The organism is Aliidongia dinghuensis, from assembly GCF_014643535.1.
Taxonomy (GTDB): Bacteria; Pseudomonadota; Alphaproteobacteria; order ATCC43930; family CGMCC-115725; genus Aliidongia; species Aliidongia dinghuensis.
Window position 1 is genome coordinate 489,718 of sequence record NZ_BMJQ01000003.1, and the last position, 22,159, is coordinate 511,876.

General features: G+C 65.8%; 18 protein-coding genes. 15 read left to right on the plus strand and 3 right to left on the minus strand.

What is annotated here, in order from left to right:
* Nucleotides 1–308: 308 nt before the first annotated feature.
* On the plus strand, nt 309–6,635 hold the full coding sequence (locus tag IEY58_RS08100; RefSeq protein WP_189044432.1) for a HAMP domain-containing protein: 6,327 nt from the start codon (nt 309–311) through the stop codon (nt 6,633–6,635).
* A gap of 13 nt (nt 6,636–6,648) precedes the next feature.
* Nucleotides 6,649–8,331 carry a response regulator gene (locus IEY58_RS08105; RefSeq protein WP_189044434.1) on the plus strand — a complete coding sequence of 561 codons (1,683 nt, stop codon included), beginning with the start codon at nt 6,649–6,651 and terminating at the stop codon, nt 8,329–8,331.
* Between the two features lie 81 nt (nt 8,332–8,412).
* On the opposite strand, the gene IEY58_RS08110 is transcribed toward IEY58_RS08105, so the two are convergent.
* On the minus strand, nt 8,413–9,051 hold the full coding sequence (locus IEY58_RS08110) for a VPLPA-CTERM sorting domain-containing protein (protein ID WP_189044436.1): 639 nt from the start codon (nt 9,049–9,051) through the stop codon (nt 8,413–8,415).
* A 402-nt stretch (nt 9,052–9,453) separates the two neighbouring features.
* Here IEY58_RS08110 and IEY58_RS08115 point away from each other — a divergent pair, with 402 nt between their 5' ends.
* The 7 genes from IEY58_RS08115 (at nt 9,454) to IEY58_RS08145 (ending at nt 15,589) form a co-directional block, all read left to right on the plus strand.
* Nucleotides 9,454–10,608 carry a Gfo/Idh/MocA family protein gene (locus IEY58_RS08115; RefSeq protein WP_189044438.1) on the plus strand — a complete coding sequence of 385 codons (1,155 nt, stop codon included), beginning with the start codon at nt 9,454–9,456 and terminating at the stop codon, nt 10,606–10,608.
* A gap of 3 nt (nt 10,609–10,611) precedes the next feature.
* Nucleotides 10,612–11,772, plus strand: a complete 1,161-nt coding sequence (locus tag IEY58_RS08120) for a dihydrodipicolinate synthase family protein (RefSeq protein WP_189044440.1) — start codon at nt 10,612–10,614, stop codon at nt 11,770–11,772.
* Nucleotides 11,772–12,575, plus strand: a complete 804-nt coding sequence (locus IEY58_RS08125) for a sugar phosphate isomerase/epimerase family protein (protein ID WP_189044442.1) — start codon at nt 11,772–11,774, stop codon at nt 12,573–12,575. The genes IEY58_RS08120 and IEY58_RS08125 overlap by 1 nt, the downstream gene beginning before the upstream one ends.
* A gap of 58 nt (nt 12,576–12,633) precedes the next feature.
* Nucleotides 12,634–13,161, plus strand: a complete 528-nt coding sequence (locus IEY58_RS08130) for a MarR family winged helix-turn-helix transcriptional regulator (protein WP_189044443.1) — start codon at nt 12,634–12,636, stop codon at nt 13,159–13,161.
* Nucleotides 13,162–13,198: 37 nt separating this feature from the next.
* Nucleotides 13,199–14,188, plus strand: coding sequence for a substrate-binding domain-containing protein (locus IEY58_RS08135; protein WP_189044444.1), 990 nt, complete (start codon nt 13,199–13,201; stop codon nt 14,186–14,188).
* Between the two features lie 14 nt (nt 14,189–14,202).
* Entirely contained in the window at nt 14,203–14,910 is a 708-nt protein-coding gene (locus IEY58_RS08140; RefSeq protein WP_189044464.1) for a class II aldolase/adducin family protein, read from the plus strand.
* Nucleotides 14,911–15,031: 121 nt separating this feature from the next.
* Nucleotides 15,032–15,589, plus strand: coding sequence for a hypothetical protein (locus tag IEY58_RS08145; RefSeq protein WP_189044466.1), 558 nt, complete (start codon nt 15,032–15,034; stop codon nt 15,587–15,589).
* Between the two features lie 187 nt (nt 15,590–15,776).
* Here IEY58_RS08145 and IEY58_RS08150 read toward each other — a convergent pair whose 3' ends face one another.
* Both IEY58_RS08150 and IEY58_RS08155 read right to left on the minus strand, forming a co-directional pair.
* Complete coding sequence (locus tag IEY58_RS08150) at nt 15,777–16,790, minus strand: zinc-binding alcohol dehydrogenase family protein (protein ID WP_189044468.1); 1,014 nt, start codon at nt 16,788–16,790, stop codon at nt 15,777–15,779.
* 127 nt (nt 16,791–16,917) lie between these two features.
* Entirely contained in the window at nt 16,918–17,973 is a 1,056-nt protein-coding gene (locus tag IEY58_RS08155) for a cyclase family protein (protein ID WP_189044470.1), read from the minus strand.
* Nucleotides 17,974–18,116: 143 nt separating this feature from the next.
* Between IEY58_RS08155 and IEY58_RS08160 the strand changes: the two genes are divergently transcribed.
* The 6 genes from IEY58_RS08160 (at nt 18,117) to IEY58_RS08185 (ending at nt 22,027) form a co-directional block, all read left to right on the plus strand.
* Nucleotides 18,117–18,515, plus strand: a complete 399-nt coding sequence (locus tag IEY58_RS08160; protein ID WP_189044472.1) for a cupin domain-containing protein — start codon at nt 18,117–18,119, stop codon at nt 18,513–18,515.
* 614 nt (nt 18,516–19,129) lie between these two features.
* Complete coding sequence (locus IEY58_RS08165) at nt 19,130–20,455, plus strand: mechanosensitive ion channel family protein (protein WP_189044473.1); 1,326 nt, start codon at nt 19,130–19,132, stop codon at nt 20,453–20,455.
* A gap of 481 nt (nt 20,456–20,936) precedes the next feature.
* The gene (locus IEY58_RS08170) at nt 20,937–21,143 is read left to right on the plus strand and encodes a cold-shock protein (protein WP_189044475.1); all 207 of its coding nucleotides are present in this window, start codon (nt 20,937–20,939) and stop codon (nt 21,141–21,143) included.
* Between the two features lie 64 nt (nt 21,144–21,207).
* Entirely contained in the window at nt 21,208–21,480 is a 273-nt protein-coding gene (gene infA, locus IEY58_RS08175) for a translation initiation factor IF-1 (RefSeq protein WP_189044476.1), read from the plus strand.
* 1 nt (nt 21,481) lies between these two features.
* The gene (locus IEY58_RS08180; RefSeq protein WP_189044478.1) at nt 21,482–21,793 is read left to right on the plus strand and encodes a hypothetical protein; all 312 of its coding nucleotides are present in this window, start codon (nt 21,482–21,484) and stop codon (nt 21,791–21,793) included.
* A gap of 48 nt (nt 21,794–21,841) precedes the next feature.
* The gene (locus IEY58_RS08185; protein ID WP_189044480.1) at nt 21,842–22,027 is read left to right on the plus strand and encodes a hypothetical protein; all 186 of its coding nucleotides are present in this window, start codon (nt 21,842–21,844) and stop codon (nt 22,025–22,027) included.
* The last annotated feature ends 132 nt before the right edge of the window (nt 22,028–22,159 follow it).

The following is a 22,159-nucleotide window of genomic DNA, read 5'->3' on the forward strand; positions in this document are numbered from 1 at the left end:
ATTTAGCGCCCAACGCCGCTAGGACGGGGCGCTGATAGCTCGTCCCGGGCGTATCTGGAAAGGCGCTTAGCACCCATACCACGGCACCGCCGCCTCGCGACGGATGCCGGGCCTTGCCGCAATGCCAGGAATTTCGGCATCGCGCCCGGCTGAGGCCATGATAATCTCCCCCGGTTCCGGAAAGAATTCGTTCGGCCGCCGGTCGATCGCCTCCAAAGCTCGTTAGGCCAAGGCCTGAACAACGACCGGCCTGTCTAAAGGAAATATCCAAGCACCATTGTCGTCTTGCCCGACATAAGAGACAGATCATGCCGCAAGAGGGAAACACGTCGTCCAACGCCGTTCTGACGTCCCGCGGCCCCGGCGTCGGCGCCTTGGCTCAGGCAGCGGCCGATGACCAGGATCTCGATCTCAATCCGCTGCTGAAGGCCTTGCAGGCGATGCGCGTCGGCGATTTCTCCGTGCGCCTCGCGAGCGATCAGACCGGCCTTGCCGGCAAGGTCGCGGACACGTTCAACGAGATCGTCGCCGCCAACCAGCGGATGGCGCAGCAGCTGGAACTGGTCGGCCAGGTCGTCGGGCGCGACGGCAAGACACGGCAGCGCGTGAAATTCAGCATGATGCATGGCGCCTGGGGCGAGATGGAGGCGTCGATCAACACGCTGATCGACGATCTCTTGTGGCCGACGACCGCCGTCACCCGGGCGATCACCGCCGTAGCGCAGGGCGACCTGCTGCAAACGGTGCGGCTCGACGTGGACGGCCGGCCGCTCAAGGGCGAGTTCCTGCGCTCGGCGACGATCGTCAACACGATGATCAAGCAATTGAGCGTGTTCACGTCGGAAGTGACGCGCGTCGCGCGCGAGGTCGGCACCGACGGCAAGCTCGGCGGTCAGGCGCAGGTGCGCGAGGTGACCGGCGTCTGGAAGGACCTGACCGAGAGCGTCAATTCCATGGCGTCGAACCTGACCGACCAGGTGCGCAACATTGCGGACGTGACGATCGCCGTCGCGAACGGCGACCTGTCGAAGAAGATCACGGTCGACGTGCGCGGCGAGATCCTGCAGCTCAAGGAAGCCATCAACACGATGGTCGACCAGCTGCGATCCTTCGCCTCGGAAGTGACGCGCGTGGCCCGCGAGGTCGGCACCGAAGGGCGCCTGGGCGGCCAGGCGACGGTGCCCGGCGTCGCCGGCACCTGGAAGGATCTGACCGACAGCGTCAACGCCATGTGCGGCAACCTGACCGACCAGGTGCGCAACATCGCGCAGGTGACGACGGCGGTCGCGCGCGGCGATCTCTCGCGCAAGATCACGGTCGACGTGCGCGGCGAGATCCTGGAGCTCAAGGACACCATCAACACGATGGTCGACCAGCTGAACGCCTTTGCCTCGGAAGTGACGCGCGTGGCGCGCGAGGTCGGCACCGAAGGGCGCTTGGGCGGCCAGGCGACGGTGCCCGGCGTCGCCGGCACCTGGAAGGACCTGACCGACAGCGTCAACTTCATGGCGTCGAACCTGACCGCCCAGGTGCGCAATATCGCCGAGGTCGCGACCGCCATCGCCGGCGGCGATCTCTCGAAGAAGATCACGGTCAACGTCTCGGGCGAGATCCTGCAGCTCAAGGAGACCATCAATACGATGGTCGACCAGCTGAATGCCTTTGCCGGCGAGGTGACGCGCGTCGCGCGCGAGGTCGGCACCGACGGGCGCTTGGGCGGCCAGGCGAACGTGCTGGGCGTCGCCGGCACCTGGAAGGACTTGACCGAGAGCGTCAATTCCATGGCGTCGAACCTGACGGCCCAGGTGCGCAACATCGCCGAAGTGTCGACCGCGATCGCGAGCGGCGACCTCTCGAAGAAGATCACCGTCAACGTCTCGGGCGAGATCCTGCAGCTCAAAGACACCATCAACACGATGGTCGACCAGCTGAACGCCTTTGCCTCCGAAGTGACGCGCGTCGCGCGTGAGGTCGGCACCGAGGGCAAGCTTGGCGGCCAGGCCGAGGTCAAGGGTGTCGCCGGCACCTGGAAGGACCTGACCGACAGCGTCAATTCCATGGCCGGCAACCTGACCGGCCAGGTGCGCAACATCGCCGAGGTCGCGACCGCCGTGGCCCAGGGCGACCTGTCGAAAAAGATCACGGTCAACGTCTCGGGCGAGATCCTGCAGCTCAAGGAGACCATCAACACGATGGTCGACCAGCTGAACGCGTTCGCCGGCGAGGTGACCCGCGTCGCCCGCGAGGTCGGCACCGAGGGCAAATTGGGCGGCCAGGCCGAGGTCAAGGGCGTCGCCGGCACCTGGAAGGACCTGACCGACAGCGTCAATTCCATGGCCGGCAACCTGACCGGCCAGGTGCGCAACATCGCCGAAGTCGCGACCGCCATCGCGAACGGCGACCTGTCGCGCAAGATCACCGTCGACGTGCGCGGCGAGATCCTGCAGCTCAAGGAAACGCTCAACACGATGGTCGACCAGCTCAACCGCTTCGCGGGCGAGGTGACGCGCGTGGCGCGCGAGGTCGGCACCGAAGGGCGCTTGGGCGGCCAGGCGCAGGTTCCGGGTGTGGCCGGCACCTGGAAGGACCTGACCGACAGCGTCAACTCCATGGCCGGCAACCTGACGGCCCAGGTTCGCAACATCGCCGAGGTGACGACAGCGGTCGCGCGCGGCGACCTCTCACGCAAGATCACCGTCGACGTGAAGGGCGAGATCCTCGAGCTCAAGAACACCATCAACACGATGGTCGATCAGCTGAACGCCTTCGCCTCGGAAGTGACGCGCGTCGCCCGCGAGGTCGGCACCGAGGGCAAATTGGGCGGCCAGGCGGTGGTCCCGGGCGTCGCCGGCACCTGGGGCGACTTGACCGACAGCGTCAATTTCATGGCGTCGAACCTGACAGGCCAGGTGCGCAACATCGCCGAGGTCGCGACCGCCATCGCGAACGGCGACCTGTCGAAGAAGATCACGGTCGACGTGCGCGGCGAGATCCTGCTGCTCAAGGAAACCTTGAACACCATGGTCGAGCAGCTGCGCTCGTTCGCGGCCGAAGTGACGCGCGTCGCGCGCGAGGTCGGCACCGAGGGGCGGCTCGGCGGCCAGGCGGTGGTGCCCGGCGTCGGCGGCACCTGGAAGGATCTGACCGACAACGTCAACCTCCTGGCCGCGAACCTCACGACCCAGGTGCGCAACATCGCCGAGGTGACGACGGCGGTGGCCCGCGGCGATCTCTCGCGCAAGATCACGGTCGACGTGAAGGGCGAGATCCTCGAGCTCAAGAACACCATCAACACGATGGTGGACCAGCTGAACGCCTTTGCCTCCGAGGTGACGCGCGTCGCCCGCGAGGTTGGCACCGAGGGCAAGCTCGGCGGCCAAGCGGTGGTGCCCGGCGTCGCCGGCACCTGGAAGGACCTGACCGACACGGTCAACGTCATGGCCGCGAACCTGACGGAGCAGGTGCGCGGCATCGTCAAGGTCGTGACCGCGGTCGCCAACGGCGACCTGGAACAGAACCTGACGGTGAAGTCGATGGGCGAGGTGGCCGCCCTCGCCGAGACGATCAACAACATGACGAAGACGCTCGCGACCTTCGCCGATCAGGTAACGACGGTGGCGCGCGAGGTCGGCGTCGAAGGGCGCTTGGGCGGCCAGGCGAACGTGCCAGGTGCGGCCGGCACCTGGAAGGACCTGACCGGCAACGTCAACCTGCTGGCGGCAAATCTCACGACCCAGGTGCGCGCGATCGCCGAGGTCGCGACCGCCGTGACCAAGGGCGACCTGACGCGCTCGATCCAGGTCGACGCGCGCGGCGAGGTGGCCGAGCTCAAAGACAATCTCAACACCATGATCGACAATTTGCGGCTCACGACCGACCGCAATACCGATCAGGACTGGCTCAAGACCAACCTCGCCCGCTTCACCAACATGCTGCAGGGCCGGCGCGATCTCGCGACCGTGGCGCGCATGCTGCTGAGCGAGCTGGCGCTGCTGATCAACTCGCAGAACGGCGTGATCTATCTGGTCGAACCGGATGCGAGCCTCCGGCTGCTTGCCGCCTTCGCCGACGACGAGGCCGCGGGCCATCCCGAACGGCTGATGCCCGGGCACGGCCTGGTCGGGCAATGCGCGCAGACGACGCGGCGCATGCTCGTGACCGAGGTGCCGTCCGATGCGGTGCCGATCCATTCGGGCCTGTTCCGCGTGCAGCCGCGCAACATCATCATCCTGCCGGTGCTGTTCGAAGGGCAGGTCAAGGCGGTGATCGAGCTCGCCTCGGTCGGCAGCTTCACAGACCTGCAGATCTCGTTCCTGGAACAGCTCACCGCCAGCATCGGCATCGTGCTGAACAGCATCGAGGCGACGATGCAGACGGAGGGCCTGCTGAAGCAGTCCCAGCAGCTTGCGATCGAGCTGCAATCCCAGCAGGCCGAGCTACAGCAGACCAACGAGCAGCTCGAGCAGAAGGCCCAGCAGCTGGCCGAGCGCAACGTCGAGGTCGAGCGCAAGAACCAGGAAATCGAGCAAGCGCGGCGCGCAGTCGAGGAGAAGGCGGCCGAACTGGCGCTCACGTCCAAGTACAAGTCCGAGTTCCTGGCGAACATGTCCCACGAGCTCCGGACGCCGCTCAACAGCATCCTCATCCTGGGCCAGCAGCTGGGCGAGAACCCGGACGGCAACCTCACGCCGAAGCAGGTCGAGTTCTCCCGCACGATCCATAGTGCCGGCACCGACCTCCTGAACCTGATCAGCGACATCCTCGACCTGTCGAAGATCGAGTCCGGCACGGTCTCGGTCGACGCCGAGGAGATCCAGTTCCAGAACCTGGCCGATGTGATCAGCCGCCCGTTCCGCCATGAGGCGGACAATCGGCGCCTCTCGTTCGAGGTGCGGGTCGAGCACAACGCCGGCCGCAGCATCGTCACGGACTCGAAACGCCTGCAGCAGGTGCTGAAGAACCTGCTGTCGAACGCCTTCAAGTTCACCTCGCAAGGCGGCGTCAAATTCTCGATCTCGGCGGCGAAGAGCGGCTGGACGCCGGACCATCCGGTGCTGTCGACCGCCCCTCAGGTCGTGGCATTCGAGGTCGCCGATACCGGCATCGGCATCCCGCCCGAAAAGCAGAAGATGATCTTCGAGGCGTTCCAGCAGGCCGACGCGAGCACGAGCCGGAAATACGGCGGCACCGGCCTCGGCCTCGCCATCAGCCGCGAGCTCGCGAACCTCCTGGGCGGCGAGATCCAGCTCCGCAGCGTGATGGATGTCGGCAGCACCTTCACGCTCTACCTGCCGATCGCCTACGCCGGCGTCGCGGCAACGCTGCGCCAGCCGAGCGGGCAGCCGGTCCACGCGGCAACCCAACTCGCCGCAACCCAGCACCTGGTGACCCAGCAGGCGCTCAAGACCGTCGAGCGGGTGGTCGAGGGGGTCGAGGACGATCGCGCGACCCTCACGGCGGGCGACGCGGTGCTGCTGGTCGTCGAGGACGATCCTCATTACGCCCGGATCATCGTCGATCTGGCGCACGACGCGGGCCTCAAGGTCCTGGTTGCCATGACCGGCACCGAGGCGCTGGCACTCGCCCATGACTATCAGCCGACCGCCGTCTCGCTCGACGTCTTCCTGCCGGACATGCTCGGCTGGACGGTGCTGAGCCAGCTGAAGCAGAACGCCGCGACGCGGCATATCCCGGTCCAGATCGTGACCCTCGACGAAGACCGGCAGCACGGGCTCGCGCGCGGCGCCTTCTCGTTCGTGACCAAGCCCACGACGACCGAAGGCCTGGAAGCGGCACTGGCCCGGCTCAAGGAATATGCCAAGCCGCGCCGCAAGCGGCTGCTCATCATCGAGGACAGCCCGGCCGAGCAGCTCGGCATCAAGGAACTGCTCGGCCACGACGATGTCGAGATGGTCGGCGTCGAGACCGGCAAAGAGGCGCTCGCCATGCTGCGCATCGGCACGTGGGACTGCGTCGTGCTCGACCTCAAGCTGCCGGACATGAGCGGCTTCGACCTGCTGGACGAGATCCGCGACGATCCGGAGCTGTCGCTCGTGCCGATCGTCGTGTTCACCGGCCGGGAACTCTCGCCGGAAGAGGATGCGCGGCTGCACACCATGGCGCGCAGCGTCGTGGTCAAGGGCGTCGAATCGCCCGAGCGCCTGCTGGACGAGACGGCGCTGTTCCTGCATCGGGTCGTGGCCGACCTGCCGCTGGAGAAGCAGCGCATGATCGAGCAGCTGCACAGCTCCGACGAGGACCTGGTTGGCCAGACAGTCCTGCTGGTCGACGACGACGCGCGCAACATCTTCGCGCTATCGAGCGTGCTGGAGCGGCGCGGCATCAACGTGCTGGCGGCGACCACCGGGCGCGAGGCGATCCACCTGGTCGAGACCACGCCTGATCTTGCGATCGTGCTGATGGATATCATGATGCCTGAGATGGACGGGTATCAGACCATGCAGGTCATCCGGTCGAACCCGGTCTTCCGGCGCCTGCCGATCATCGCGCTGACGGCCAAGGCGATGAAGGGCGACCGGGAAAAATGCCTCGAAGCGGGCGCCTCGGATTACCTGGCGAAGCCGGTCAACACCGAACAATTGCTTTCGGCTCTGCGGATGTGGCTGCACCGTTAGGAAAGACACCGCCTTGGAAGCACGTGAGAAGCTGAATATTCTGCTGGTCGACGACCAGCCCGCCAAGCTCCTGAGCTACGAATCCGTGCTCGAGGAGCTGGGCCAGAACCTGATCAAGGCGAATTCGGCGCGCGATGCGCTCGAAATGCTGATCCGTCATCAGATCGCAGTCATCCTGATCGACGTGTGCATGCCGGAGCTGGACGGGTTCGAGCTGGCGCGCATGATCCGCGAGCATCCGCGCTACCAGACCACGGCGATCATCTTCGTCTCGGCCGTGCAGGTGACGGACCTTGACCTGATGCGCGGCTATGAGGAGGGCGCCGTCGATTATGTTCCGGTCCCGGTAGCACCCAGCCTGCTGCGCGCGAAGGTGCGGGTCTTTCTCGATCTATTCCGCAAGACCCATGAGCTCGAACAGTTCAACGCGGCGCTGGAAGCCCGCGTCGCGGAGCGGACCTTGCAGCTCGCCGATGCAAACGCGGCACTCGAGCACCAGAACGGGGAGCTCGAGCGGCGCGTCGAGGAGCGGACGCGCGCGCACGAAGCCTCGTTGAGCGCCATGCATCAGATGCAGAAGCTCGAAAGCCTCGGCCAGCTGACCGGCGGCATCGCCCACGACTTCAACAATCTGCTGATGGCGATCCTCGGCCATCTCGAGGTGCTGGAGAAACGCCTGGGCGAGGATCAGCGCAGCCGCAGCCTGCTCGAGGGCGCGGTGCGCGCGGCCGAGCATGGCGCCAACCTGACGAAGCGCATGCTGGCGTTCGCCCGCCGGCAGGAGCTGAAATCCGAAAGGCTCGACGTCGTCCGCCTGATCCTCGGCATGACCGAGATGCTGTCCCGCTCGCTCGGGCCGTCGTGCCAGCTCGTGACCGAGCTCCCCGACAGCCTGCCAGCGATCCATACCGATCCCAATCAGCTCGAGCTCGCTCTGCTGAACCTGGTCCTCAACGCCCGCGACGCGATGGCGACCGCCGGTCAGGTCGTGATCGCCGCCGAGCGCCAACAGGCGGTCGACCCGCAGGCCGCCACCGGTCAAGCCCGGCCGTATGTCTCGATCTCGGTCGTCGATCGCGGCCTCGGCATGGACGAGGCCACCTTGAAACGCGCAACCGAACCTTTCTTCACCACGAAGGAGCTCGGCAAGGGCACGGGGCTTGGCCTTTCCATGGTGCACGGCCTGATGATGCAGTCCGGCGGCTTCCTCAAGATCGCCAGCCAGCCGGGCGAGGGCACCACCGTGTCGCTGTTCTTCCCGGAACAGCAGGCGGACACCGGCCCCGCGGTCGCCCCGGCGGCGACATCACCGCCAACCGGCGTCGCGATGTACAAGGTTCTGGTCGTCGAGGACGACGAATTGGTGAGCGATGCCGTCGCCGCCATGCTGGAAGACCTCGGTCACGCCGCCTTCTGCGCCAAGTCGGCCAGCGACGCGCTGTCGCTGCTCACGGCGGGCCTCGCGATCGACTGCGTCATCAGCGACCACGCGATGCCGGGAATGACCGGTCTCGAGCTCGCGGCCGAGCTCCGCCGGCGCTGGCCCGACCTGCCCATCATCGTCGCCACCGGCTACGCCGATGCGCTGAACCACGAAGGCGCCTCGATCTCATTCCTGTCCAAGCCCTACCGTCAGCAGGCGTTGGCGGATCTGCTCGTGAAATTGCTGGCAGCGAAGCCGGCCATGCGCCTCTAAGGAAACGACCGACGGCTTGCTTCGCCGGCGTGGGCGAGGCCTCCTGCGCCGAGGCCCGCCTGCGACGGTTTCAGGGTTTTCTCAGCGACCTTGCTGCGCGTAGCGCGCCCGCCGGGCAAAGGCCAGGAGCCCGATCAAACCGGCGGCCAGAACCGTGACCGACGCGGGTTCGGGGACGGAAGTGGGGCCCGACACCAGTTCCACGAACGGCGACACGCCCGCATAGTCGCCCGTCGTCGGCGCGTTGTAATTGTTGAAGTTGGCGTTCCGGCTGATCTCCGTCACGCCGTCTTGCGTGTAATTGCCGGGCACATACTTGCCGGTGATCGACCCGCTCGCCCCCAGGATGCCCACATCGTACGTGCGGCCGGCCAGGAACGTGAAATCGATCGGATCCGAATAGATGAAGGTTTGAGCCGAATTTTGAGCGAAGCTCTTGGTATCGCTCAGCAGCAGGCTTTCCGCCCCGCCGGACACGCCGCTCGAGAAAATCAGAAACTTGATGTTCTGCGCATTGTCGACGCTCGTATAGACGCCAAGTTCAGACACCGTGACGTTCTGGCTGAACTGCAAGACGGCGGCGTAATTGAAGCTCGACGGCCTCGTCTCGGTATAGGCGAAACCGCCGGCCAGCGAAGAATTGAAAATCACGTCCGCTTTGGCGTTCGCGGTCGACATCGCGAGGATGGCGCCCAGGGCCAAAAGAAGTTTCTTCATCATCGTCCCCATCATTTATGACGGAACCATTGTCAGCAAACAGCGTGCCAATTTCAAATTTTGGCTTAAAGCCTGAACAATTCAATTTCTCGCCAAGCAGATTTGTCAAAACTAACGACACATTAATAAAATTTATCTTAATTGCTCTCAATATTGGTTACTCAACCGTAAACACAGATATTGCCGATAAAATGCGCGACCTGCACTAGAGTCTCATCTCCCCGGTGAATTTTATTTCGCACACAGCCGAAATCTGGGCGCAACGCGCACCAAGTCCCGGCTGGGTGCCGGCCGATGAGCCCCCTCACCCGCTTGACTCCGCCCCGCCTCCGCCCGAAAGTAACCAACTAGTTACTTTATCGTCCGGCACCAACGCCGGCGGCTCGACACGAAGGGGAGGACGCCATGGCGGAACGGCGGATCGGCATCGTGATGAACGGCATCACGGGCCGCATGGGCACGAACCAGCATCTGATCCGCTCGATCGCGGCGATCCGCGCCGACGGCGGCTTGAAGCTCAAGTCGGGCGACATGCTGATGCCCGACCCGATCCTGGTCGGCCGCAACGCCGCGAAGCTCGAGGCGCTCGCCCGTGCCCATGGCATCCCGCGCTGGACGACCGACCTCGATGCGGCGCTGGCCGACCCCAAGGACGAGATCTTCTTCGACGCGGCCACGACCCAGCTGCGCGCGGGCCTGCTGCAGCGGGCGATCGAGGCCGGCCGCCATGTCTATTGCGAGAAGCCGATCGCCGACAACCTGGCGGACGCCGTCGCCGTCGCGCGCCTCGCCAAAGAGCGCGGCATCAAGCATGGCGTGGTGCAGGACAAGCTGTTCCTGCCCGGCCTGCGCAAGCTCAAGCTGGTGATCGACAGCGGCTTCCTCGGCCGCATCCTCTCGGTCCGCGGCGAGTTCGGCTATTGGGTGTTCGAGGGCGACTGGCAGCCGGCGCAGCGGCCGTCGTGGAACTACAAGGCGGCTGAGGGCGGCGGCATCATCCTCGACATGCTGTGCCACTGGCGCTACGTGCTCGACAATACGTTCGGCGCGGTGAAATCGGTCTCGTGCCTGGGCGCCACCCATATCCCTGAGCGGGTCGACGAACAGGGCCGGACCTATCAGGCCGACGCGGACGACGCTGCCTATGCCACGTTCCAGCTTGATGGCGGCATCGTGGCGCAGATCAATTCCTCCTGGTGCACGCGCGTGCGGCGCGACGACCTCGTGACCTTCCATGTCGACGGCACCCTGGGCTCGGCCGTCGCCGGCCTGCAGAAGTGCCGGACCCAGTCGCGCGTCAACACGCCGAAGCCGGTGTGGAACCCGGACATCGTCCAGCCGATCGATTTCTTCGACGCCTGGGAGGAAGTGCCGGACAACATCCCCTACCCGAACGGTTTCCGCGCGCAGTGGGAGCTGTTCCTGCGCCATGTCGCGGGCGAGGTCGCCGACTTCCCGTGGGACCTCGCGGCCGGCGCCAAGGGCGTGCAGTTGGCCGAAGCCGGGCTCCAGTCCTGGCGCGAGCGGCGCTGGATCGACCTCGAGGCGCTGGAGATCTGAGCCATGCCGAGCATCCACCTGCCCCGGCCCGACCGCACGGTCGAAAATTACCAGACCCGGCCGCCACGCGCCTTCCCGGCCGCCACGCCGCCGTTTTCGCGCATCGCGTTTTCCGCCGCCCACGTCGTGGCCGATCCGCTGGCCGAGCATGATCCCTGGGGCGCGCCGGCGATCGACTGGGACCGCACCATCGCCTATCGCCGCCATCTCTGGTCCTTGGGGCTCGGCGTCGCCGAAGCCATGGATACGGCGCAGCGCGGCATGGGGCTCGACTGGCCGGCCAGCCTCGAGTTGATCGGCCGCGCGCTCGACGCTGCCCGCGACGTGCCGGGTGCCTTGATCGCGTCCGGCGCCGGCACAGACCATCTGACGCCCGGGCCGGACGTCACGATCGATGACGTGATCGCTGCCTACGAGACGCAATGCGCCGCGGTCGAGAAACTCAACGGCCGGATCATCCTGATGGCATCACGCGCGCTGGCATCGGCGGCCCGCGGACCTGACGACTATATGCGCGTCTATGACCGCATCCTCGGCCAGGTGCGGGCCCCGGTCATCATCCATTGGCTGGGCGAGATGTTCGACCCGGCGCTCGCGGGCTATTGGGGGGCGGCCGACCATAGAGACGCCATGGCGACCTGCCTCGACGTGATCGCAGCCCACTCGGCCAAGATCGACGGCATCAAGATCTCGCTCCTGGACAAGGACAAGGAGATCACCATGCGTCGGCGCCTGCCCGCCGGCGTGCGCATGTATACCGGCGACGACTTCAACTATGCAGAGCTCATCGCCGGCGACGATCAGGGCCATTCGGATGCGCTCTTGGGCATCTTCGACGCCATCGCGCCAGCCGCGGCCGCGGCGCTCGGCAACCTCTCGCGCGGCAATGAGGCGCAATTCCACGAGATCCTGGCGCCGACCGTACCGCTGTCGCGCCACATCTTCCGGGCGCCGACCCGCTTTTATAAGACCGGCGTCGTGTTCATGGCCTACCTCAACGGCCACCAGGACCATTTCGCCATGGTCGGGGGCCAGCAGTCGGCCCGGAGCGCTCTGCACCTGGCCGAACTGTTCCGCCTGGCCGACCAGGCGGGCCTGCTCGCCGACCCGGATGAGGCCTGCCGGCGCATGGCCATGGTCATGGCGCTCCACGGAGTCCGGTGATGGCCGACCTTTCGCGCCTGTCGCTCAACACGATCACGGTCCGGGAACAGTGGACGCTCGCCCAATGCATCGAGGGCTGCGCGCGCCACGGCATTCCTGGCATCTCGCCCTGGCGCGACAAGCTCGCGGCCTATGGGCTGGAGCGGGCCACCCGTCACATCCGCGACGCGGGCCTCCACGTCTCGGGCCTGTGCCGCGGCGGCATGTTCACCCTGCCGAATGCGATCGAGGACAATAAACGGGCGATCGACGAGGCGGCAGCGCTTGGTGCGGATTGCCTGGTCATGGTGGTAGGCGGGCTCTTGCCGGGCTCAAAAGACCTGGCCCGCGCCCGCGGCATGGTTGCCGACGGGCTTGCCGCCGTCCTGCCCCATGCGCGCGCAGCCGGCGTCAAGCTGGCGCTCGAACCGCTCCACCCCATGACCTGCGCCGACCGCGCCGTGCTCTCGACCACGGCCCAGGCGCTCGACCTGGCCGATGCGCTGGGCGACGGCGTCGGCGTGGCGCTCGACGTCTATCATATCTGGTGGGACCCGGAGATCGCGCGCAGCATCGCGCGCGCCGGATCGCGCATCCTGGGCTTCCATGTCTCAGACTGGCTGGTGCCGACGCGCGACACAGCGCTCGATCGCGGCATGATGGGCGACGGGGTCATCGACATCCCGGACCTGCGCGCCCAGGTCGAGGCGGCGGGCTATCACGGCCTGATCGAGGTCGAGATCATGTCCGAGCGCGACTGGTGGCGGCGCGATCCGGACGAGGTCCTGGGCGTGATGAAGGAGCGCTTCACGAGCGCCGTTTGATTTGCGGGAGCTGGTGACGGTATACTCCTTCGGCGCCGAACTAATTTCGACCTGTGTCATGATCGATCCCGCCACAAAGACCACCGTCGATTATCCGCTCGCCTACAGCATCGGCGCCGCGTTGCGCGCGACCCAGCGCCAGTTCGCCCAGGAACTGCAGGACCGTCTCGCGCCCTACGACATCCCGATGGGCATGTGGTACTTCTTTCGCGCGCTCTGGGAGGAAGACGGGCTTACCCAGCGACAGCTGAGCCAGCGCGTCGGCGCCACGGAGCAGACGACGGTCGAGCAGCTCCGGAACATGGAGCAGCGCGGCTATATCGAGCGGCGCCGCTCGGCCGACGACCGGCGCAAGATCCATGTCCATCTGACCGAGACCGGCCGCAACCTCAAGAATCGCCTGCTGCCGTTCGCCATCGAGGCGAACCGGGCGGCGCTCGATGGCCTGAGCGACGGCGAGATCGGCTTCCTGCGCCTGGTGCTCGACCGCATCCGCGGCAATCTGGCGCGCTGCCAGGCCGAACGGCGCGGCGGCGAACGGCTTGACATTGACGATGCCGGACAAGAAGCTTCGGTAGCGAAGTAATATCGGGCCGTCACGCCCGGCTCGAAGGGCTGCTCTCATGAACGAAATCCCGCTCACGCTCGCCATCAGCCGCTACGACCATGTCGAGGACCTGACCGCCGGGCGGGTGGTGCCGGAGGGCATCCGGCTCACCGCCTTGAGCCTGCCGATCGAAGAAATCTTCTTCCGCTTCCTGAAGCACCGCGAATGGGACGTGTCGGAACTGTCCTTCGCGAAATACGCCTCGCTGATCTCCCAGGGCGACCGCTCGCTGACCGCGATCCCAGTGTTCCCGTCGCGCATCTTCCGGCATTCGTCGGTCTATGTCCGGCGCGACGGGCCGGTGCAGAGCCCGACGGACCTGGCCGGCAAGCGCATCGGCATCCCGGAATGGGCGCAGACCGCCGCAGTCTATTCGCGCGGCTTCCTCAAGCATCAGTACGGCGTCGATCTCAAGAGCATCGACTGGATCCAGGCCGGCGTGAACGAACCGGGCCGCGGCGAAAAGGTCAAGCTCGACCTGCCTGAGGGCATTCGGCTGACGCCGGCGCCGACCAAAAGCCTCAGCCAAATGCTGGTGGAAGGCGAGGTCGACGCGGTGCTGACCGCCCACGCGCCCGACTGTTTCGAGCACGGCCATCCAAACGTGCGCCGGCTGTTCGAGGACTATATGGCGGTCGAGGCGGACTATTACCGCACGACCGGTATCTTCCCGATCATGCATGTGGTGGCACTGAAGCGCGATGTGGTCGACACCAATCCCTGGGTCGCGATGAGCCTCTTGAAGGCGTTCGAGGAGGCGAAGCGTCGGAGCGTCGCCCGCGCGCTCGAGGTGACGGCGCCGCGCTTCCCGATCCCCTGGTGCTTCGAGCATGCCAGGCGCGCCCAGGACCTGTTCGGCGAAGACCATTGGCCCTACGGCGTCGACGCCAACCGCACGACGCTGGAGGCGTTCCTGAAATACGCCCACGAGCAGGGCGTGTGCCATCGTCTGCTGACACCCGAGGACTTGTTCCCGAGCCAAGTGCTTTCCCGCTTCCGCATCTGAGGAGCAGCCCGCCCATGGATCTCGCCGCCACGATCGAGGAACTGGTCGCCGCCAACCATATCCTGTTCCACGAGGGCGTCGTCGACGGCTTCGGCCATGTGAGCGCCCGCCATCCGGGCCGGGCCGATCGGTTCCTGCTCGCGCGCAGCATGGCGCCGGCCCAGGTGCAGGCGGCCGACATCCTGGAATTCGATCTGGGCGGCACGCTGGTCGACCCGAACGGCCCGCGCCCCTATCTCGAGCGCTTCATCCATGGCGAGATCTATCGGGCGCGGCCGGACGTGATGGCGGTCGTCCACAGCCACTCGCCGGCGGTGGTGCCGTTCGGCGTGGTGCCGGAGGCGCCGCTCCGCCCGATCTGCCACATGAGCGGCTTCCTGGCCGAGGCCGTACCCGTGTTCGAGATCCGCGATACGGCCGGCCCGGCGACCGACATGCTGATTCGCACACCGGCGCTGGGTGTCGCACTCGCCGAACGGCTGGGGCCTGCCGCCGTCGTGCTGATGCGCGGCCACGGCTCGACAGTCGTCGGCAATACCATCCGCCAGGCTGTGTTCCGCGCGGTCTATACCGAGGTGAACGCCCGGCTCCAGGCCGACGCCCTTCGGCTGGGCCCGCCCGTGTTCCTGACTGCCGAAGAAGCGGCGGCCGCGTCGGCGACCAACGACGGCCAGATCGATCGCGCCTGGAACCTGTGGCGCGAGGCTGCCGCCCGCCCCTGACGGCCAATCCTAGCCGGCGGCGCGAAGACCATCGATGCGCTCAACGAAAACTTGCGCGCCCTCCCCCCGAGTCGTATCGTCAATAGATCCATCGCATCACGCATCTGGAAGGGCCCGACCCATGACGGCTCGAAAGATCATGCTCATCCGCCACGCCGAGAAACCGACCGACGCGGCTCAAGGCGTTTCCGCGGCCGGCCAGCAGGATCCGGAAGAATTGATCGTCCGGGGCTGGCAGCGATCGGGCGCGCTCGCCCGCTTCTTCGCCCCGCTCAGCGGCACGCCGCTCGACCCGAAGCTCGCGCAACCGCAGGCGATCTACGCCTCGAAGGTGGCAAAGCACAGCAACAGCTGGCGCCCGCAGCACACGGTGCTGGAGCTCTCGACGCTCATCAACGTGCCGCTGTCGACCAATTTCACCAAGGGCGATGAAAAGGACCTCGCCCCCAAGCTCGCCGGCCTCACGATCCCGGTCCTCGTGGCGTGGGAGCACCAGGACATTCCGACGATCGTCAACGACATCGTCGGCAACAACACGCTCTGCCCGCAGAGCTGGCCGGGCACCCGGTTCGACGTGGTCTGGGTGCTGGACCGCGCGGACGACACGTCGGCCTGGAAATTCCACCAGGTGCCCCAGATGCTGCTCTCGGGCGACAGCCCGGACCCGATTCCTTTCTAGTCGGGCGCCAGTCAAGTCCTTCTCCGCCCTTCAGGGGGAAAAGGATTTAGGATGAGGTGGCTGCGCCGCGCAAGGCGTTGATAGTGAAGTGCTCCCCACCTCACCCCGGCCCTCTCCGCCCCAATGGGGCAGAGAGGGAGATAACGGACCGGTGGCTGCGTGACCGTAAGCGCGCCTCCATCACCCTCTAAAAGCCAGCCAGCACGAGCTTGCCGATCGTGGTGCCGCTTTCGATCTGCGCGTGCGCCCGGCGCAGGTTGTCGGCATTGATCGGGCCCAGCGTTTCGTTCAGTGTCGTGCGCAGCACGCCCGCGTCGACGAGATCGGCCACCTCGTTCAAGAGCCGGCCCTGGGCCGCCATGTCCGGGGTCTGGAACACCGGGCGCGTGAACATGAACTCCCAATGCACCGACGCGCTCTTGCGCTTGAACGGCGCCACGTCGAGCACCTTCGGGTCATCGATCAGCACGAAATGGCCTTGCGGCGCCAGCGCGTCGGTGATGGCCGGCAGATGCCGGTCGGTGGCGGTCAGGCCGGCAATATAGGGCACCGCGGGCAGCCCGATCGCCTTCAGACCTTCGGTAAGCGGCTGGCGATGGTCGATGACGTGATGGGCGCCCATGACCTTCACCCACTCGACCGTCTCCGGCCGCGAGGCGGTGGCGATGACCGTGAGACCGGTCAGGCGCCGGGCGAGCTGGATCAGGATCGAGCCCACGCCGCCAGCGCCGCCGATGATCAGGATGGCGCCCTCCTGGGTCTTGACGCCGTAGGGCACGCCCAAGCGATCGAACAGCAGTTCCCAGGCGGTGATCGCGGTGAGCGGCAGTGCTGCCGCCTCGGTGAAGGAGAGCGACGTAGGCTTGCGCCCGACGATGCGCTCGTCCACCGCATGCAGCTCGCTGTTGGCACCCGGGCGGTCGATGGCCCCGGCATAGAACACCTGGTCGCCTGGCTTGAACGCAGTCACGGCGCTGCCGACCGCCTCGACCGTGCCGGTGGCGTCCCAGCCCAGCACCTTCGCCTCGCCCTCGGCCGGAGCCATGTTCGCCCGCACCTTGACGTCGACCGGATTGACCGAGACGGCCGCGACCCGCACCAGCAGGTCGCGTGGCCGCAGCACTGGCGTCGGCAGCGTGAGGTCGACGAGCGCCTCTTCCGCCGCGATCGGCAGGGGTGCCAGGTATCCGATGGCTTTCATGACCCGTCTCCCATGACCTGTCTCCTCGTGTCGTCGGTGACGAGAAGGTGGGCGATCGGCCACCAGAACAAAAATGAATAAATCTAATTCATTTCAGTAGCGATGCAGATCGATCACCCTTGAAGCCTCAGACCGTCGCGATCGGCGTTACGGGCGAGCCGACGGCGCCCGGCAGGCGGAGCGGCGGCGCGGTCAGGAGGAAGCGCGAGCGCTTGTGCTCACGGAGCCAGGTCGCGAGCGGCGTCAGGTGCCAGAGCTCGCCCAGGTGGATGCCGTTCTTGAACAGGCAATGCTCATGCAGCGGCAGGGTCGAGCAGCAATGGTCGGCGCCGGGCGTCGCCGGATGGCCCTCGACCGCGTAATTGTCGGCAATGAGCACGGCAACGCCGCTCGCGGTGATCCAGTCGAGCAGCTTCGGGTCGCGGCCTTCGAGCACGGCGCAGGCGCCGTGCAGCACCTCGGGATCGGGCTTGCCGCCCATGTCGAGCACGCGCTCGGCGAAACCGGTGTGGAAGCAGACCATGTCGCCCGGCTCGACCGTGACTTGGTCGGCCGCCATGACGGCCATGAGATCGTCGTAGCCGACGCGGCGGCGCGCGTCGCCGAAATGAGCGCGCAGGTCGATCATCACGCCGCGGCCCTGGACACCGTGCGCCGCCATGCGCTCGATCCCGAGAGCATGGGCCGCCGACGTGCTTTTGGCGCTCATGGCGCTCGTGACGCCCGCATCTGCCGGGTCGCTCGGGCCGACGATGTCGGTGCCGGCGCGGAAGCCGTTGTAGAACACGCGCTCCGCGATACCGTCGCCGTCCGCGTCGAACTGGCTGCCGACATGGGCGAGGCTGTCCCACTGCGTCGAATATTGCAGGTGCAGGACGGCGAGATCGTCGTTGAACACGTCCGGTCGCTCGGCGTCGGCGCCGGTGAGCGTGCAGTTGAAGTTGGGCTTGCCGTCGCGCACCGTCGGCCGCAGCACTGGCGGATGACGGCGCGGGTTGAGCCCGTTGCCGCCCGGATAGTCGAGCGGCAGGCTGAGACAGAAGGTCAGGCCCTCCCGGGCCTCGGCCAGCCCCTCCCTGACCTTCTCGCGGGTGATGAGATTGAGCCGGCCCCATTGGTCGTCGGGCCCGAAATCGCCCCAGTTCGAGCCTTCCGGCCGATGTCGCCAGCGCGGATTCGTCATCGACGCGTCCTCCCTCCGAGATTGGGTGATGATGCGGCCCGGGCTCGGTGCCCTCGGGCCGCGCCCGCCGCGAACGCCGACGGTTGCGGCAGGCGGGTTTCCAGAGGGATGATCACCCGGAGAGCCCCCTCTCCTGCAAGGAAATGATGATGGCCTCCCCCGCGACAGTTCAGCACCCGACAGTTCGGCACCTCACCCCCGACGCCTTCGCCGCCGACGGCCTGCGACGCTTCTTCGAATATCGCGACCTCGGCATCGGCGCCGCCACGGATGGCCGCTTCCATGCCCATGTCATCCGGGCGCGCGAAGGCTATGAGGCGCGCCCGGAATGGCACTTCCGCGAGCTCGACTTCCAGATGGTCTATGTGCTGAAGGGCTGGGTGCGCTTCGAGTACGAAGGGACCGGCGAGGTGTTGCTCGAGGCCGGCTCGTGCGTCTATCAGCCGCCCGGCATCCGGCATCGCGAGCTTGCCCATTCCGCCGATGTCGAGATGCTGGAAATCACCTCGCCCGCGGAATTCGCGACGAAGGTCGTGGGCTGACGCCGAAGCGAGGACGATCGCACTGAAACGGCCCGAAAGCGGCCCGGACAACCGTCAGACGGCTGCCCGGGCACGTTTCAGGATCCGCGGGAATATGGCTTTCGTAAAACCGTAATAGCGCAGGTGCGGGGTAGAATATTTCGTCTACTATCTAGCACGTTGAATAACTACGACTAACGCTTACCTACTTAGCAATAAGCGGGCCAACTGCGAAAACCATTGAGAATCAATTAAAAATGAATCAGCGGTCGGCGGCGACTGTAAGCCTGCCCGACATGGCCGGCCTCCACCCCCGCGGCAATGATGGGTCGCACGACGATCAATGCCCTGAAATGCCTGCGAATCCCTGAGCGCCGCGACGCCGGACCGGGCTTGTAAAGAATCCTGACGTGGGATCGGCGAGAGGCCGGGAAAGAACAAGCCCGGCAAGCTTATGCGCTTGCGGGGGCTTCGATGGATCCCATCGCATCGGTTGCGTCCCGTCGGCGACGCGATCGCGCGTGCCGCGCCCTCGCAGCCCCCAGCGCCGAAAACCGGGGCGTCGAAAGCCGGGGCATTGAAGAAATGCGACGTTCCTCCCCTGCGTGGGTTTACCCTTTGTGAGGGAGGAGGCGATGCTCCAGGTGCCGACCATGACATCGCTCGAAGAATGGGCGCGAACCGTCGTCGTCTGGGCGGGCGAGCGCGTCTTCAGCCTGAACAGCCTGGCGCAACTCGGCGTCTCGGTCCTGGCCGCCCTCATCGCCTGGTGGCTCGGCCCGCGGCTCGGGCGTGCCCTTCAGGCGTATGGCGAACGGTTCACCGCCTGGGTGGCCGTGCAACTCCTGATCGCGGCTGGTGCGGCCGTGCCGGGCGTGCTCTTTCTCTTCCTGCTGCAGTTGGGCGTGCTCGGCTTCGATCACGCAGACTATCCGAGCCACCTCCTGCGCCTGGTGTTCGGCCTCACCTTGGCCTGGGTGGCAATCCACTTCAGCTCGAGCTTCGTGCGCGATCGCAAGCTCGCCCAGCTCATCGCCTTCGGCGCCTTTCTGATCGCTGCCTTGAACATCGCCGGCCTCATCGGTCCGACCATGGCATTGCTCGACGCCATGGCGGTGACGATCGGGACGTTGCGCCTCAGCCTCCTCCTCCTGCTCCGCGGCACCCTCGTCCTGGTCGTGCTGGTCTGGCTGGCGAACCTCGCGGCGCGGCTCGCCGAGCAGCGGCTTCGGCTGTTGCCGCGGCTGACGCCGGCGATGCAGGTGCTGATCGCGAAGCTCATCAAGGTGACCCTCCTGACGCTCGCCGTCGTGCTGGCGCTGGGCGCGGTCGGTATTGACCTCACCGCCTTCGCCGTGTTCTCCGGTGCGATCGGCGTCGGGCTCGGCTTCGGTCTGCAGAAGGTCGTCTCCAACCTGATCAGCGGCGTCATCCTGCTGATCGACAGCTCGATCAAGCCGGGCGACGTGATCGAGGTCGGCAACTCATATGGCTGGATCACCCGGCTCAACGCCCGCTATGTCTCAGTCATAACCCGCGACGGCACCGAATTCCTGATCCCGAACGAGGATCTGATCACGCAGCGGGTTATCAACTGGTCTTATTCAAGTGATGCCGTGCGCCTGCACGTAACGGTCCCGATCCCCTACGACGCGGACGTGCGGCTCGGAATGGAGCTCTGCCTGGAAGCAGCGCGCTGCGCTGCCCGCGTGCTCGAAGAGCCGACACCCAACTGCCTCCTGACGGCGTTCGGCGAAAACGCGATCGAACTCGAGCTGCGCTTCTGGATCAGCGATCCGCGCAACGGCACGGCCAACATCCGCAGCGCAGTGCGGCTCGGCATCTGGGACCGTTTCCAGGCGCACGGCATCGCCATGCCGTATCCGCAGCGCGAGGTACACCTGCATGCCGCTCCCGCTCGCGAGGTCCCCCTGAAGGCTCCAAGGCCGGCGGCCGATTAGGGCGCCGACGGGTCAATCGGCCAGCATGAAAATCCCCTGGAAACATCAACGTTTCCGAGGGCTTCCATGTGGCAGCGGGAACTGGATTTAGCGCAGACCGACATTTGGTCAAGATGAGCGTTTGATCGGAGATCGTACGGCGCGCCTGATAAAATTGAGTGGTGGGTTTGTCGAAGGCTTGGGGGGGGGCTGGATCACGGGTCTCGCCTGGCTGCGGGACGGCTCGGCCGCTCGCGCAAAAAAAGACTTCGGCTGATTTGGCGACTCTTCGAAATTCCCTCAAAACAATTCGACCGCTGAAAATAAAATTTTCTCCCCTTGTGGATAAGATTTGCAATTTCCATATAACATATTCTTGTCTTTTTTTCGGCGTTACCCTGGTCAGACCGCTCTTCCACGACGCGAGGCCTGGTTCAAAAAAAAGAACTTGAAACGGCTCGCGACGGGCCGGCTCGAATTTCTATCGATTATGGAGAGAAGAATGCCCAGCGGCACCGTGAAATGGTACAATTCGACCAAGGGCTATGGCTTCGTTCAGCCGACCGACGGCGGGAGCGACGTGTTCGTGCATGTCTCGGCGGTCGAGCGCGCCGGTCTCGGCTCCCTGCATGAAGGTCAGAAGCTGACGTACGAGCTCGAGCGTGGTCAGCAGGGCAAGACGTCGGCGGTCAATCTCGTCGCCGAATAGCCACCGGGCGAAAGACGGTGCCGCCATTCCGGCGCCACCGCGCCCATTGCTCAGGAGGCCGTGCGTGCCCAAGGAAGATCTGTTCGAGGCCGACGGTGCGGTCACCGAATTGCTGCCCAATATGATGTTTCGCGTCGTGCTCGATAATGGGCATGAAGTGCTTGCCCTCAGTTCCGGCCGGATACGGCGCAATCGCATCCGAATTCTGGCGGGCGACCGGGTGACCGTCGAAATGACCACCTATGACCTGAGCAAGGGCCGTATCAATTTCCGACACAAGGACGAGCGGGCACCGATGCATCCGTCGGGCCGCCCGCCCCAGAGAAGGCGTCGCTGACATGGCCTCGGTCAAGACCAAAGCTGCGGCCGCTATCGCCCCTCCGGTGGCTGCTGCACCCGCCGCACCCACCGCGAACGGCATGGTGGATCGGATTCCGGGCCTGACGGACGAGGCCCTCGCCACCTTGCGCCAGAATGCGCTAAGGCTCGAGGCAAACGGCACCGCCCAGCAGCGCGCCGCCGCGGCATCGATGCTGCCGGCGATCAATGCCGAATTCGACGCGCGCACCGCCGCGAAGCTGGACGAGCGGCGCACAGCAGCCGCAGCTTCGCGCAAGCAGATCCGCGCTAAGACGGCGGTGCCGGCGTGAGCTGTCCCCCAACGATCATCCCCGATCACCAGCGCGAGGCTTCCCCCGATGTCGCATAAATTTCGTGCCGGGCAGACCGTGCAGTTCACGCCCAGCCTGTTCGACCGCGCGGCCAAACGGGGCCAGTATCGCGTGGTCTGTGGTCTGCCGGCTGAGGGCAACGACAACCAATACCGCATCAAGAACGTGATCGATGGTCACGAGCGCGTCGTCCGCGAAAGCCAGCTCACCTAACCGCCCCCGCGCGGTCCCCGCCGTCTGGGACGTCCACGCGATCTCGTAAAGAAAAAAACCCCTTAAGCCCTTTGGACTTAAGGGGTTTTGCATTGGTAGCGGGAACTGGATTTGAACCAGCGACCTTGAGAT

What these genes read in the sequence shown, in the direction of transcription:
- IEY58_RS08100 (WP_189044432.1), top strand. Translation starts at nt 309, where the DNA reads ATGCCGCAAGAGGGAAACACGTCGTCCAACGCCGTTCTGACGTCCCGC.
- IEY58_RS08110 (WP_189044436.1), bottom strand. Translation starts at nt 9,051, where the DNA reads ATGATGAAGAAACTTCTTTTGGCCCTGGGCGCCATCCTCGCGATGTCG.
- IEY58_RS08115 (WP_189044438.1), top strand. Translation starts at nt 9,454, where the DNA reads ATGGCGGAACGGCGGATCGGCATCGTGATGAACGGCATCACGGGCCGC.
- IEY58_RS08120 (WP_189044440.1), top strand. Translation starts at nt 10,612, where the DNA reads ATGCCGAGCATCCACCTGCCCCGGCCCGACCGCACGGTCGAAAATTAC.
- IEY58_RS08125 (WP_189044442.1), top strand. Translation starts at nt 11,772, where the DNA reads ATGGCCGACCTTTCGCGCCTGTCGCTCAACACGATCACGGTCCGGGAA.
- IEY58_RS08130 (WP_189044443.1), top strand. Translation starts at nt 12,634, where the DNA reads ATGATCGATCCCGCCACAAAGACCACCGTCGATTATCCGCTCGCCTAC.
- IEY58_RS08135 (WP_189044444.1), top strand. Translation starts at nt 13,199, where the DNA reads ATGAACGAAATCCCGCTCACGCTCGCCATCAGCCGCTACGACCATGTC.
- IEY58_RS08140 (WP_189044464.1), top strand. Translation starts at nt 14,203, where the DNA reads ATGGATCTCGCCGCCACGATCGAGGAACTGGTCGCCGCCAACCATATC.
- IEY58_RS08145 (WP_189044466.1), top strand. Translation starts at nt 15,032, where the DNA reads ATGACGGCTCGAAAGATCATGCTCATCCGCCACGCCGAGAAACCGACC.
- IEY58_RS08150 (WP_189044468.1), bottom strand. Translation starts at nt 16,790, where the DNA reads ATGAAAGCCATCGGATACCTGGCACCCCTGCCGATCGCGGCGGAAGAG.
- IEY58_RS08155 (WP_189044470.1), bottom strand. Translation starts at nt 17,973, where the DNA reads ATGACGAATCCGCGCTGGCGACATCGGCCGGAAGGCTCGAACTGGGGC.
- IEY58_RS08160 (WP_189044472.1), top strand. Translation starts at nt 18,117, where the DNA reads ATGATGATGGCCTCCCCCGCGACAGTTCAGCACCCGACAGTTCGGCAC.
- IEY58_RS08165 (WP_189044473.1), top strand. Translation starts at nt 19,130, where the DNA reads ATGCTCCAGGTGCCGACCATGACATCGCTCGAAGAATGGGCGCGAACC.
- IEY58_RS08170 (WP_189044475.1), top strand. Translation starts at nt 20,937, where the DNA reads ATGCCCAGCGGCACCGTGAAATGGTACAATTCGACCAAGGGCTATGGC.
- IEY58_RS08180 (WP_189044478.1), top strand. Translation starts at nt 21,482, where the DNA reads ATGGCCTCGGTCAAGACCAAAGCTGCGGCCGCTATCGCCCCTCCGGTG.
- IEY58_RS08185 (WP_189044480.1), top strand. Translation starts at nt 21,842, where the DNA reads ATGTCGCATAAATTTCGTGCCGGGCAGACCGTGCAGTTCACGCCCAGC.